Genomic DNA, 13,843 nt, shown 5'->3' on the forward strand with positions numbered 1-13,843 from the left:
GATTCAGATAAATCACATCGACATCAAATACTTACCAATAGATTGTGGCGCGTTTCTCATTGTCGCTATCTGGCGACAGTATAATTTTTAACTATCTCTGGCATTATAGGCGCAATTTATCGGATATTTATTGCTAGGATTGGCCCATTGATTAATTTTCGTGCGCTTGCTTCAATTCGTCGTCTGAGTTTTTGGGCTTTGGCTACTCTGGGGTTGCCGCTGTTATTGAGTTTGTTGTTAGCTTCTTACTATTTACAACAGGTCTCCATGCAGGGCCAACAAACTGCTTTTTTGGCCGCTGAGGTGGTTTCCAGTAGTAAACGTTTAGACGAGAACTTACTCGATTTAGAGCGTAGTGCCCGTCAATTTAGGGTATTAGCCGACGAGAATCTACTGAGTTTATACCAGGATCAATGGCAAAAGTTGTCGGGTGGATTGGTGGCCTTTCAGCAACAACATCATGACCCCGCGCTATTGAGTATTGTCGCGCAATTACAGCAGCAGTTAGTGAGTCTCGGTAAGTTAATGGCGCAACCGAAATCCAATGATAATAAGCAGTTAAATCGACAGTTTAATCGCTTGTCTGAATTAGGAAAGAGTTTCGATCAACGTAGTCAAATCTTGGTGAAAGAGCTCGCTCAACAACTGGAGCAAAGTACCCAATCGGCGCAACGGCGCTTGATGTTAAGTATGCTGGGGCTGCCCTTCGCTTTAGCTGCGGCGGTATTACTGGTGCTGGTCGTTACTCGACCGCTGCAACAACTGCGGCCGCAAATCGCGCGTCTTAAATCGGGTGAATTTGACCAAGCTATTAAAGTGAGTGGTGCCAGTGAAGTGATGGCTATCGCCGATGCTTTAGATGAGATGCGACTGCGTTTGCTTAGCTTAGAGCAGCAAAAAACCAGTTTTATTCGGCATATTTCCCATGAGCTCAAAACGCCTTTGGCGGCGATCCGTGAGGGTAATGAATTACTCTACGATAATAGTGCTGGGCCACTGAATGCGCAGCAACAGGAAATCACCGAAATTTTACGAGACAGTAGCTTACGACTACAACAGTTAATCGAGGCTTTACTCGATTTCAATTTACTATTGGATACGCCGCTGCAACAAGCTTCGCAAGGGGTTGATATTAGGGCGCTGGTGGAGCAGGTTCTCGCAAGTCATCGATTAAGTTTAAGTAGCCGTCACTTAACGACTCAATTGGATATTCAGCAGCCAAGTGTTGTTGCAAATAAGGAGCAACTGCGGGTGATCGTTGACAATTTGTTGTCTAACGCGATTAAGTTCTCTCCCGATCATGGTCAAATAGTGTTGGGTTCTTTCGTGGGGTCTGCGGGGGTGAGCCTCTATATCGACGATCAAGGTCAAGGTATCGACGATGATTTGCAAAGCCGAATCTTTCAGCCTTTTGTGCAAGGGCCGGCAGCCAAAGATCCACGCCTTAAGGGCAGCGGTCTCGGTTTAACGATTGCCAAAGAATTGGTTGAACGACAACACGCACAGCTACGCTATCAGCGTTTAAGTCCAGGCAGCCGGTTTTTAGTCGAAGGATTACAAGGAAACCAACAGCATGAAAAGTAGTGCCAAGCTAGGTTTATTGGCTTTATTTACACTCGGTTTAACGGCTTGTCAGCTGTTACCTGAGGGGGAAAATCAGGTGGCGCTAGTTTGCGACGCCCAGTTGAGTATGAACGGTATTTTTACGCCCTCGGCCTATTATTTGCGCTTAGCGGAGATGAGCGATGATCAGATCTTCAATGAGTTAGAGATTTTATTGCAAGATCCACAGTTGGGTGATAATCCGGTAAAACTCGGCCTGTTATATGCTTATAAGAGATCACCAGTGAAAAATCCGCATCGAGCTCATGCAGCCTTGAGCCAGGCTTTTGCCAGCCAAGGCAGCTTTGCTCAGCAGGGGATGCTGCTGGCGCTAAATGATCAATTGAGTGATGCGCTAAAGTGGCAGCATAAATATGAAAATTTGGGCGCTAACCAAAAACAGCAACAGCTATTATTACAACAGCAAATTGCGGCATTAAAGATGCAACTAGATGAACTCACTCGAATTGAGCAGCAATTAAATGAACGAAATTAACCCACATGGCGGCAACCTTTTAGTTGTCGATGACGACCCTAGTTTATTGCGCCTGATTAGCTTGCGTTTGCAATCGGCTGGTTATCAGGTACGAGCGGTTGCCAGTGCCAAACAAGCTCTGGCCGAATTAGAAAGTTATCCGGCGGAATTGGTGATCAGTGACGTACGCATGGATGGCATGGATGGCTTAGCCTTGTTCAATGCCATTAAACAACGCTATCCCAGTCTGCCTGTAATGTTATTGACGGCTCATGGCAATATTCCGGATGCGATTGCCGCCACTCAACAAGGTGTATTTGGCTACTTAACCAAACCTTTTGACAGTCAAGAGTTATTAGCTAAGGTGGCCGAAGCGCTGCACTTACAGCAACCCGCAGGCGAGTCGGTTCGCAGTTGTGAGCCGCCAGCTTGGCGACAAGATATCATTAGTCGTAGTCCAGTAATGGAGGTGTTGCTCAAGCAAATTCAGCAAGTGGCACCGAGTGATGTGAATATCATGATCCAAGGTGAAAGTGGTTCGGGTAAAGAATTGCTGGCTAAGGCGATTCACTATGCAAGCTCGCGCAGCCAAGGCCCTTTTGTTGCGGTGAATTGTGCAGCCATTCCCGAGGGTTTATTTGAGTCGGAACTATTTGGTCATGTGAAAGGGGCCTTTAGTGGCGCAGCTCATGCGCACAATGGTTTGTTTCAGGCGGCTCAGGGCGGCACCTTGTTTTTGGACGAAATTGCCGATACCCCCTTAAGTGTGCAGGTGAAGTTATTGCGAGCTTTGCAAGAACGCGAAGTGCGCCCGGTGGGATCGACAAAACATGTTGCGGTAGATGTGCGCATCGTTTCGGCAACTCACCAAGATCTTTATCAGGCGGTACAGCAACAGCAGTTTCGGGAAGATTTATACTACCGACTCAATGTGGTGGAATTAGACCTACCGCCTCTGGCGAAACGTCAGGAAGATATTCCCCTGTTGGTGCATCATTTCAGTCAGCAAATTGCCGACCGACAAGGTGTGGCGGTTAAAACCTATTCGCCCGATGCGATGGCCAGTTTGGTGGCGGCGCGTTGGCCGGGCAATGTTCGCCAGCTGATGAATGTGGTAGAGCAAACCAATGCCTTATCCACGGGGCCGTTGATCCCTGTGCAACTGGTGCAGCGAGCACTGCGTGAAAAAGCTGAGCTAGTTAGCTTTTCACAAGCCAGAGATGAGTTTGAGCGAAGTTATTTAGCTCGCCTATTACGTCTCACTCAAGGGAATGTGAGTCAGGCGGCAAGGTTAGCGATGCGTAATCGCACGGAATTTTATAAATTGCTGGAACGTCACCACCTACGCCCCGAATCGTTTCGCGCTTAATCAATCAAAGTGTCATTGCTTGCCGCACTTCGCGCGCTTGCTGTGATCGCTTGGGACGAGAGAACACTTTTCGCTGGTCTTTGAGTCACCAGAGATTGGAGCGCTAGCAGTGGCACTCCAAGTCTTTTTGTGTTTAAAGGTGTTTCTCGTTGAAACGATCCACGATCACCGCACAAGCGGCATCGCCAGTGATGTTCAGCGATGTTCGGAGCATGTCGAAGATTCGGTCTAAGGCAAATAATAGCGGTAGACCTTCGATGGGGATCCCTGCGGCCAATAAGACTGCGACCACTAAGAATGAAGGGCCGGGTACACCCGCTTGACCAATTGCACCAAGCGTTGCAGTAAAGATAATCGCGGCGTAAGCGGCAAAACCTAAGTCGACCTGAAAAATTTGCGCGAAGAATACTGCAACTAAACCGTAATAGATGGCGTTGCCACTCATATTAATGGTGGCGCCCAGTGGCAATACAAAGGAGGCGGTTGCTTTAGAGATGTTTAATTCTTCTTCGACAACTTCCATGGTGACCGGTAGGGTTGCCATCGAAGATGCGGTGGATAAAGCGACCGCTTGCGGCTTTGTCATTACATTCATGAACTGGCGAACCGAAGTCTTGGAGAATAGTTTGATGGTGAGAGGGTAGAATACTAAGCCGTAAATTAAAATCGCGGCGACATACACTGCAAATAACTTGGCAACCAGCGTTAACATACTGAAGCCAAGGGTGCCTACCGACTCCGCCATCAAACCAAATACACCAATAGGGGCAATGATCATCACGATGTTAATCATCCAAATGAAAGCAGAAATGATGGTGTCTAAGCTTTCCATTAAAGGGGCTGTTTTGGCCTTAGGTTGTTTCGAAATAGCAATTCCTAAGAATAGGCAGAACACCATGATTTGCAGAATATTAGCATCCATTAAAGAAGCAAAGATGTTCTGAGGGATCATGCCGATGATGGTTTCCATCACGCCGGGTACACTGCCTTTGTCGGCGTATTCATTGGAGAATAAATGGCTGGCTTGGCTCAAGTCCAGACCGCTACCCGGTTGGAAGATATGGCCCATCACCAGCGCTAGAATAACCGCGACCGCCGAAGTGCCAAGGAAGAAAGCAAAGGTGGTAATGCCGATTTTACCGGCTGCAGGGCTATTTCCTAAATTTGCCGCACCCGCGATAATTGAGACGCCAATCAGTGGGATCACCAGCATTTTTATTAAGTGGATGAAGATGGCGCCAAGAGGTGCAAACATTGCCGCCTGTTCTCCCATCAGTGTGCCAACGATGGTCCCAAGAATCATTGCGATGATGACTTGTATACCAATATTTTTATACAGCGGTTGTGTTGCGTCCATCAATATTCCTATTTGAATCGATTTGGGGTTGCACCCTTGTTTTTGATGGTCGCGCATTGTACTTGAATTGATGGATTTGGTCATTCTTTATGCTGTTATTATTGCAATTTAAGATATAAAAAATTATATTTTCGGTTAAATACTCGCCAAATTTAAAATTATTCTCTGCATCTATAGTTGTTTGCACTGCAATTTTTCTTTAAATTTCTTTATCAGTTGTCTGCGTCAAGTGTTCTAAACCCTTATAAGCTGCGGCTTGTCGTCTGCTTGAGTCTTGGTTCCGCAGACCTCAACGTTACCTCGCTGGGTGAACCTTTCATGATTGTTAATTGCATTGGGAAAAGACCGTTCGGAGGGGGGGCGCAACAATTTGGCTTGCTTGTCGCCGATTCTTGTCTGGCAAGTGAATCATTACATCGATAACAGCATTACCACAAACCAGCGCCGGGAGAATATCATCGCGCCAGCAAAGAACTGACAACCAGTGAATAGGTGCCTCGCTGATGATTTACTTGAGTTGGTACCGAAACCTCTTGAAAGAAGTAAGTGAATTGTTGGTTTGATGCCTTTGCCGTTTAATGCAGCCGCATTATCATATTAATTGGCGCGCGAGATGGGGCGTGTTGGGTGTTGGCCTGCTTAAGTTGGCGTAAACGAAGCATAACTATTGCCTTAAAATTAGATCATGATATTTTTTGTGCTCGAATTATTTAAGGAACCTCAGCCATGCCAAAGGCCAGTGACATTAAAAAGAACGCCGCGATTGAACATAACGGCAAAGTTTTTTTCGTGAAAGATATTGTGAAGCTTACCCCTAGTGGCCGAGCAGGCGCGAGTTTATACCGGATGCGGCTCTACGATGTCGCCACAGGCGCCAAAGCTGATGAAAGCTTTAAAGCTGACGAAATGATTAGCTTGGCCGATGTTAGTCGTCATCAAGTGATGTTCTCTTACATCGATGGCGACGAGTATGTATTTATGGATAATGAAGACTACACGCCCTACAACCTCAATAAAGAAACCATTGCTGACGAAGTGCCCTTCATTACCGAAGAGACCAGTGGTATCCAAGTGGTCACCGTGAGTGGAGAGCCTGTGGCTATTGAATTACCGGCCAGCGTTGAGATGCTGATTGTGGAAACCGATCCTTCCATTAAAGGCGCTTCCGCCAGTGCGCGTACGAAGCCTGCGATTTTAAGCACAGGTTTGTCGGTACAGGTGCCGGAGTATATCTCCAGTGGTGAGAAGATTAAGATCAGCACCACCGAGAAGAAGTTTATGAGTCGCGCCGATAAGTCGTGATTTGCAGTGATTGATGGATAGGAAAGCAGCTTTATAGCTGCTTTTTTGGTTTTGAACCGGTAGACAAATTTTGCGGCTCTCAGTGCATAGTGTGCGAATGAAGCCTATGTAGCGAATTTGGGTGAGTCCTTGCTTCAACATGAGCTGGTCGAGGCCAATCTGGTATTCATTAGGGGTTACGGCATGCCAGCGCTGCATAAATGCTTTGGTAAACATCGTTTGAGTAGGCTTTTAGCTTGGGACTGGCTAAAGTCACCGGCTGTGTGGGGGGCCACCGTTTGTCTAAGCTTGCTATTGATGGATTTAATCTTAGTTAACAGGCCGAATACTAGCGATTATTGTTATTAAACACAATATAGAAAGCCACTTTTAAAAGTGGCTTTCTATTCTCATTGCTTTAAGCGCTGATGGAGCCAGGCTTTGTTAAATCATCACTCGACCTTGGCGCATTAATTCTTCTATTTCGCTGAGGCTGCTGGGGTCGTCGATGGTAGAGGGGATGGCGTAGTCTTCACCATCGGCCAGTTGACGCAGGGTGCGACGTAGTATTTTCCCGGAACGTGTTTTGGGCAGACGCTGCACGATAATCGCCTGAGTAAAACAGGCGATAGGACCAATTTCTTGGCGGACTTTTTTAATCAGCTCTTTTGAAATCTCATGGTCTGCTTGTTGTACGCCGTCTTTAAGCACCACCAAACCGAAGGGCACTTGGCCTTTCAACTCATCGTGGCTGCCAATCACCGCGCACTCTGCCACAGCCGGATGAGCGCCCACCACTTCTTCCATTTCGCCAGTTGATAGGCGGTGGCCAGCCACGTTAATTACATCGTCGATACGACCCATGACAAACAGGTAGCCATCTTCATCGATGTAACCGCCATCACCGGATACATAGTAGCCGGGAAATTGTTTTAAATAGGCAGATTCGAAACGGGCCTGATCGCCCCAAATGGTGCTTAAGCAACCTGGGGGAAGCGGTAATTGGATGGCAATAAAACCTTGCTGATTGGCAGCGCAGGGCTCACCCATTTCATCTAAAATGCTTACCTGATAACCGGGCAATGGCTTGGTGGCGCTGCCCGCCTTGACTGGCATGCGCTCTAAACCCAAAGGATTGCCGGCTATCGCCCAACCGGTTTCGGTTTGCCACCAGTGGTCGGTAACTGGTTTATCGGTTTTGGCAAGGGTCCAGTCGAGAGTGGGTGGGTCTAAACGCTCGCCCGCCATGAAAATATCGCGTAGCTGGCTGAGGTCATAGTTTTTTACCAAGGCCCCTTCGGGATCTTCTTTTTTAATGGCCCGAAAGGCGGTGGGGGCGGCAAATAGTACTTTCACTTTATGTTCGCTTGCTACTCGCCAAAAGGCACCTGCATCGGGGGTTCGTACTGGTTTACCTTCATACAAAATGGTGGTGCAGCCTTTGATGAGCGGGGCATACACAATGTAAGAGTGGCCCACCACCCAGCCGACATCGGAAGCCGCCCAAAATACTTCGCCGGGTACCATTTGGTAAACGCTGTGCATTGAATAGTGCATCGCTACTGCGTGGCCGCCATTGTCGCGAACCACGCCTTTAGGTTTGCCCGTGGTGCCCGAGGTATACAAGATATACAGCGGGTCGGTGGCTTTTACCGGCACACAATCGGCGGCGGGTGCTTGTTGTTGCAGCTGCCGCCAGTTGAGGTACTGTTGATTAAAACCAACCGCTTGCTGTGGGCGTTGCCATACTAGAACTGGGGTTTCCATTTGTTGGCTTTGCTCCAGGGCAAGGCTCACCATCGGCAGGTAGTTAATCACCTTGCTGCCTTCGAGGCCGCAGCTGGCGGTCATGATAACCTTGGGCCGAGCATCGTTAATACGCACCGCTAATTCCTGGGCTGCAAAACCACCAAATACCACCGAGTGAATGGCTCCTAGGCGAGCGCAGGCTAACATGGCGATGGCGGCTTGGGGGATCATCGGCATGTACAAGACTACCCGGTCGCCTTTTCTCACGCCTTGCTGAGCCAACATACCAGCGGTTTGTGCTACCTGATCGCGAAGCTGAAAGTAGGAGAATTTTTGCTGACTATGACTCACCGGAGAGTCATAAATCAGCGCCGTTTGATTGCCTCGCCCTTGCTCGCAATGATAGTCGAGCGCCAGATAAGCGGTGTTCATTTCACCGTCGGCAAACCAGCGATAGTTGCCATATTCGTCCTGGCTGAGTGCCTCTTGGGGTGGCTTGTACCAGGCTAATTGTTGCGCTTGGCTTAACCAAAACTGCTCGCGGTGCTGATTGGCATAGTTGATGGTTTGTTGATAATCACCGTTTTGTTGCTCGTTGCCGATGGGGCGCATGGGTTCATGGTGTTGCATATTCATCTTTTTCCTCCTCGTCCCTAAGCTAGTTACCTCTTGGCAAGGGGCGGATGTCTGCTTGGCTCCGCTGGCAGTGCCGCGGCTGATTTAGTGTGCTTGGTGGCGCTTTAATCGTCGTCGCCGGGTACTCGGATCCAACCTTCCATTAAGATCCTGGCGCTGCGACTCATCGCAACTTTGCTGATTTGCCATTGGCCATTGAGTTCTCGTGCCTGTGCTCCAACCGTTAAACTGCCAGAAGGATGGCCAAAGCGCACTGTTTCGCGGGCCTTACCGCCAGCGTTTAAATTGACCAATGTGCCGGGAATGGCAGCCGCGGTGCCAATGGCGACCGCTGCGGTACCCATCATGGCGTGGTGTAACTTGCCCATCGACAGTGCCCGCACCAGTAAATCGATGTCGCCTTGTTTTACGGTTTTACCGCTGGCGCTCTGGTAGTCTTTGCCTGGTGAGACAAAGGCAACTTTGGGGGTGTGTTGGCGTTGCTCCGCCTCTTGTAGCGACGAAATAAGTCCCATGCGCAGCGCGCCATGGGCACGGATCGACTCAAACATGGCTAAGGCGCGCGCATCATTATTAATCGCCTCTTGTAGCTCGGTCCCTTGGTAGCCCAGTTCGTCGGCTTGAATAAAGATGGTGGGAATTCCGGCGTTAATCATGGTGCTCTTGAGGCTCCCCACACCCGGTACATCTAACTGCTCCATCAGTTTCCCTGTGGGAAATATCGAGCCATCGCTGTCGGCGGGGTCGAGAAACTCCAAGCGTATTTCGGCGGCGGGGAAGGTCACACCATCTAGCTCGAAGGCCCCCGTTTCTTGGACCTGGCCTTGGCTGATCGGGACATGGGCAAGAATAGTTTTGCCAATGTTGGCCTGCCAAATTCGGACCTCGGCGATGCCGTTGTCGGGGATGCGTTGCGGATCGACCAACCCGGCATGAATCGCAAAGGCGCCGACTGCCGCAGTCAGGTTGCCGCAGTTACCACTCCAATCCACTTTGGCGGTATCGATGGACACCTGGCCAAATAGGTAATCGACATCGTGTTCTGGATGTTGGCTGGTGGATAAGATCACCGCCTTGCTGGTACTGGAGGTTCCCCCGCCCATGCCATCGGTTTGTTTGCCGTAGGGATCGGGGCTGCCGATCACCCTTAGTAACAGGGCATCACGCGCGGCACCAGCTTGTTGCGCGGCTGGTGGCAGGTCATCGCGTTTAAAAAATACCCCTTTACTGGTGCCACCCCGCATATAGGTGGCTGGGATGCGGATCTGTGCCGGATAAGTCATGATGGCTCCTTAATGCTGAGTCGAGCTTTCGAGAAAATCGTCGGCAAAACGCTGTAATATACCGCCCGCTTGATACACCGAAACTTCCTCGGCGGTATCTAAACGGCATAACACGGGTAAATCGATGTGCTCGCCGTTACTGCGGGTAATCATCAGGGTGAGTGTTGCGCCAGCGCTGGGCTCACCGAGTACATCGAAGCTTTCGCTGCCGTCGATGCGGTAACTATGACGGTTATTGCCGGTAGTGAACTGTAGTGGTAATACGCCCATCCCGACTAAGTTAGTACGGTGAATCCGCTCGAAGCCTTCGGCTACAATCACTTCCACCCCAGCTAAGCGCACGCCTTTGGCGGCCCAGTCGCGTGACGACCCCTGACCATAGTCGGCACCGGCAATAATAATCAGCGGCTGCTTCCGTTGCATGTAAATTTCGATGGCTTCCCACATTCGCATCACGTTTCCTTCGGGCTCTAAGCGGGTCAGCGAGCCTTGCTGAACCTGACCGTTTTGTTTGACCATTTCATTAAATAGCTTGGGGTTGGCGAAGGTGGCTCGCTGAGCGGTGAGGTGATCGCCGCGATGGGTGGCATAGGAGTTAAAATCTTGCTCGGGCAGGCCCATCTTGGCCAAATAAGCACCGGCTGCACTGTCCAGCATAATCGCATTGGAAGGCGATAGGTGATCGGTGGTGATGTTGTCGCCTAATACCGCCAAAGGGCGCATTCCCTGCATCCTGCGTTTGCCCGCCAAAGCTCCTTCCCAGTAGGGAGGGCGACGAATATAGGTGCTTTGTGCACGCCACTCGTAGAGCGGCGAAGTGTGATTGCCATAATCTACCTTCATATCGAACATTGGTTGATAAATCTGGCGAAATTGCTCGGGTTTGACGCTTTGAGCGATCACCGCATCAATCTCTTCATCACTGGGCCAAATGTCTTTAAGGGTGATCGGTTTACCTTGAGCATCGTGCCCTAAGGCATCTTTTTCAATATCGAAACGGATGCTGCCGGCAATGGCGTAGGCCACCACCAAGGGCGGAGAGGCTAAAAAGGCCTGCTTGGCATAGGGATGGATCCGTCCGTCGAAGTTGCGGTTGCCCGACAACACGGCGGTGGTATACAGCTCTCGTTCAATCACTTCTTTTTGAACCGCGGGATCCAAAGCGCCGCTCATGCCATTACAGGTGGTGCAGGCAAAGCCAACAATGCCAAAGCCCAGTTGTTCGAGTTCGGGTAATAACTTGGCCTCTTCCAAATACAGTTGCACTGCCTTGGAGCCCGGAGCCAGCGAGGTTTTTACCCAAGGCTTGCGGCTTAAGCCGCGTTGGTTGGCGTTGCGGGCAAGTAGCCCAGCAGCAATTACATTGCGTGGATTACTGGTATTGGTGCAGCTGGTAATGGCGGCGATAATGCAGGCGCCATCGGGCATTAACCCCGCTTGCTGAGGTACCGGAGAGGCAATTCCGCGGCTCGCCAATTCGCGAGTGGGAACGCGGCGATGCGGGTTGGATGGCCCGGCAATGTTTCGTCCCACGCTGGAGAGGTCGAAATGCAGTACGCGTTGGTATTCGGCCTGACGGAGGGTATCGGCCCACAAGCCAGTGGTTTTGGCATAGTTTTCCACCAGTCTAATCTGTGATTCTTCCCGTCCGGTGAGTCGCAGATAGTCGATGGTTTTGTCGTCGATATAGAACATCGCGGCGCTTGCACCAAACTCTGGCGTCATGTTGGAGATGGTCGCTCGATCGCCTAAAGTCAGCTGACTTGCACCTTCGCCGTAAAATTCCAGAAAACTTGAAACCACTTTTTGCTCGCGCAAAAATTCGGTGATGGCCAATACGATGTCGGTAGCGGTAATTCCCGGCTGGCGTAGGCCACTCAGTTCCACACCAATGATATCTGGCAGTCGCATATAGGAGGCGCGACCGAGCATCACACTTTCGGCTTCCAGCCCGCCTACGCCCACAGCGATCACCCCTAAAGCATCCACATGTGGGGTGTGGCTGTCGGTGCCAACGAGCGTATCGGGAAATGCCACACCATCTCGAGTTTGGATCACCGGTGACATTTTTTCGAGATTGATTTGATGCATGATGCCGTTGCCGGGCGGGATCACATCGACATTTTCAAAGGCGCTTTTACACCAATTGATAAAGTGAAAACGATCTTCGTTACGGCGATCTTCAATGGCGCGGTTTTTGGTAAAGGCCTGTGGATCGAAACCGGCATGTTCCACCGCCAGCGAATGGTCAACGATCAGTTGAGTTGGCACCACCGGGTTCACCTTGGCCGGATCGCCCCCTTTCGCGGCGATGGCATCACGCAGGCCGGCTAAATCAACCAAGGCGGTCTGGCCAAGAATGTCATGACAAACCACTCGCGCAGGGAACCATGGGAAGTCAAGTTCGCGCTTGTTTTCGATGATCTGTCCTAAGGCGGCCGTTAGTTGCTGCGGTGGGCAGCGGCGTACCAGATTTTCGGCCAGTACCCGCGAAGTATAGGGCAGCCTGGCATAAGCGCCGGCTGAGATGGCTTCTACCGCAGCACGGGTATCAAAGTAATCGAGTTGGCTGTTCGGCAAGGCTTTACGGTATTTACTATTCATATACTCATCCATGGATGCTCGGTCGTAACTAAGGAGAGACCGGATCCGCTACTGTGACTAAAAATAAGCTGACAGGGCTGAGTTGCTGGTGTTTGCTCAGCCCAATTTATTCGTGCGATTTAACGTTGGTCTATGGGCAAATAACTGCGTGGGCCGCTACCAGTATAGTCGGCACTCGGTCGAATAATGCGGTTATTAGCCCGTTGTTCCATAATATGCGCCGCCCAACCGCTGACCCGCGAACAAACAAAAATCGGGGTAAACAAGGCCGTTGGGATCCCCATAAAGTGATAGGCACTGGCATGGAAGAAGTCGGCGTTACAGAATAATTCTTTTTCTCGCCACATTACTTGTTCTACTCGCTCCGAGACTGCAAATAAATGCTGTTCTGTGCTGTTTTCACTGAGTTTTTTCGACCAGGCTTTGATTAGCGCATTGCGTGGATCGTTGGTGCGGTAGACGGCATGACCAAAACCCATGATTTTGTCCTTGCGCGCCAGCATCGCCATAATTTCGGTTTCGGCCTGCTCGGGGCTGGTCCAATGTTCGATCATTGCCATGGCGGCTTCGTTGGCTCCGCCATGCAAGGGGCCACGCAGCGCGCCAATCGCTCCGGCGACTGCGGAGTGAATGTCTGAGAGGGTTGAAGCAATCACCCGGCCGGTAAAAGTTGAAGCATTAAACTCATGCTCGGCATACACCACCAGTGAGCATTGCATGACCTGTTCATGTAAAGGATCGGCGGGTTTACCGTGTAACAATTCCAGAAAATGTCCAGCAATCGACTTGGCCGAGCTTTGGGTGGAAATCCGCTGGCCATGTTGGCTAAAGTGATACCAATAACAAATAATGCCGGGCAAGGTGGCGAGTAAGCGGTTGGCGTGGTGTTGCTGTTGTTCGAAGCTGGCTTCGGTTTCCAGATTGCCTAACATCGACACGCCAGTACGCATCACATCCATCGGGTGGGCGTTTGCTGGGATCAGTTCTAACACCGCTTTGAGTGCATCCGGGAGTTCACGCAAGTTATGTAAGCTGTCGTGATAGGCCGCTAATTGTTCGCGATTGGGCAACTCACCATTGAACAACAAGTAGGCGACCTCTTCGAAGCTGGCTTGCTCGGCTAGTTCGCGAATGTCGTAACCGCAATAGGTGAGCCCCGAACCGCTTTGACCCACGGTACATAGTTTGGTTTCGCCGGCACTTTGACCGCGTAAGCCGGCGCCTCCGATGGCTTTCTGAACCATGATGTTCTCCTTCATTTCTTGATGTTGTAGGGCTAACGGTCAAATCTTTGTTTCACTCGCTAGTTCAGGTCATTGTTGTTTCTCATCACGCGTAGCGCTGCGTGATGTGGTGCTTTGGGTTTCCTGTCTGTTGCTGGCGCAGCGGTCAAATCTTGGTTTGACTCGCCAGTGCATGCTTTGTTCTATTCTGCTTGGCTAAGTGGCGAGGCTTTGGTCCGCTCACCTAGATAGTTTGGTTTCGCC

General features: G+C 50.4%; 9 protein-coding genes. 4 read left to right on the forward strand and 5 right to left on the reverse strand.

Annotated elements, in window-relative coordinates; translation table 11 throughout:
• Positions 1–147 precede the first annotated feature (147 nt).
• The 3 genes from ACRRSW_RS00235 to ACRRSW_RS00245 are packed head-to-tail and all read left to right on the forward strand — an operon-like array spanning position 148 to position 3,446.
• Positions 148–1,584, forward strand: coding sequence for an ATP-binding protein (locus ACRRSW_RS00235; RefSeq protein WP_432460569.1), 1,437 nt, complete (start codon positions 148–150; stop codon positions 1,582–1,584).
• The gene (locus tag ACRRSW_RS00240) at positions 1,574–2,098 is read left to right on the forward strand and encodes a hypothetical protein (protein WP_432455209.1); all 525 of its coding nucleotides are present in this window, start codon (positions 1,574–1,576) and stop codon (positions 2,096–2,098) included. Before ACRRSW_RS00235 ends, ACRRSW_RS00240 begins: the two co-directional genes overlap by 11 nt.
• Positions 2,085–3,446: a sigma 54-interacting transcriptional regulator gene (locus ACRRSW_RS00245; protein ID WP_432455208.1), complete on the forward strand. Its 1,362-nt coding sequence runs from the start codon at positions 2,085–2,087 to the stop codon at positions 3,444–3,446. Before ACRRSW_RS00240 ends, ACRRSW_RS00245 begins: the two co-directional genes overlap by 14 nt.
• 133 nt (positions 3,447–3,579) lie before the next feature.
• Here the strand turns inward: ACRRSW_RS00245 and ACRRSW_RS00250 are convergent, their stop codons facing one another.
• Positions 3,580–4,803: a dicarboxylate/amino acid:cation symporter gene (locus ACRRSW_RS00250; RefSeq protein WP_432460570.1), complete on the reverse strand. Its 1,224-nt coding sequence runs from the start codon at positions 4,801–4,803 to the stop codon at positions 3,580–3,582.
• A 726-nt stretch (positions 4,804–5,529) separates the two neighbouring features.
• On the opposite strand from ACRRSW_RS00250, the gene efpL reads away from it, so the two are divergent.
• Entirely contained in the window at positions 5,530–6,105 is a 576-nt protein-coding gene (gene efpL / locus ACRRSW_RS00255) for an elongation factor P-like protein EfpL (protein WP_432455206.1), read from the forward strand.
• A 423-nt stretch (positions 6,106–6,528) separates the two neighbouring features.
• Here the strand turns inward: efpL and ACRRSW_RS00260 are convergent, their stop codons facing one another.
• The 4 genes from ACRRSW_RS00260 to prpC form a co-directional block, all read right to left on the reverse strand.
• Positions 6,529–8,469 carry a propionyl-CoA synthetase gene (locus ACRRSW_RS00260; protein ID WP_432455204.1) on the reverse strand — a complete coding sequence of 647 codons (1,941 nt, stop codon included), beginning with the start codon at positions 8,467–8,469 and terminating at the stop codon, positions 6,529–6,531.
• Between the two features lie 104 nt (positions 8,470–8,573).
• The gene (gene prpF, locus ACRRSW_RS00265; RefSeq protein WP_432460571.1) at positions 8,574–9,752 is read right to left on the reverse strand and encodes a 2-methylaconitate cis-trans isomerase PrpF; all 1,179 of its coding nucleotides are present in this window, start codon (positions 9,750–9,752) and stop codon (positions 8,574–8,576) included.
• Positions 9,753–9,761: 9 nt separating this feature from the next.
• Positions 9,762–12,356, reverse strand: a complete 2,595-nt coding sequence (acnD, locus tag ACRRSW_RS00270) for a Fe/S-dependent 2-methylisocitrate dehydratase AcnD (RefSeq protein WP_432460572.1) — start codon at positions 12,354–12,356, stop codon at positions 9,762–9,764.
• 119 nt (positions 12,357–12,475) lie between these two features.
• Positions 12,476–13,600 (reverse strand): bifunctional 2-methylcitrate synthase/citrate synthase, encoded by a 1,125-nt coding sequence (prpC, locus tag ACRRSW_RS00275; protein ID WP_432460573.1) that lies wholly within the window; start codon positions 13,598–13,600, stop codon positions 12,476–12,478.
• Positions 13,601–13,843 lie beyond the last annotated feature (243 nt).

Source organism: Agarivorans sp. QJM3NY_25 (genome assembly GCF_050870875.2).
In the GTDB taxonomy this organism is placed as follows: domain Bacteria; phylum Pseudomonadota; class Gammaproteobacteria; order Enterobacterales; family Celerinatantimonadaceae; genus Agarivorans.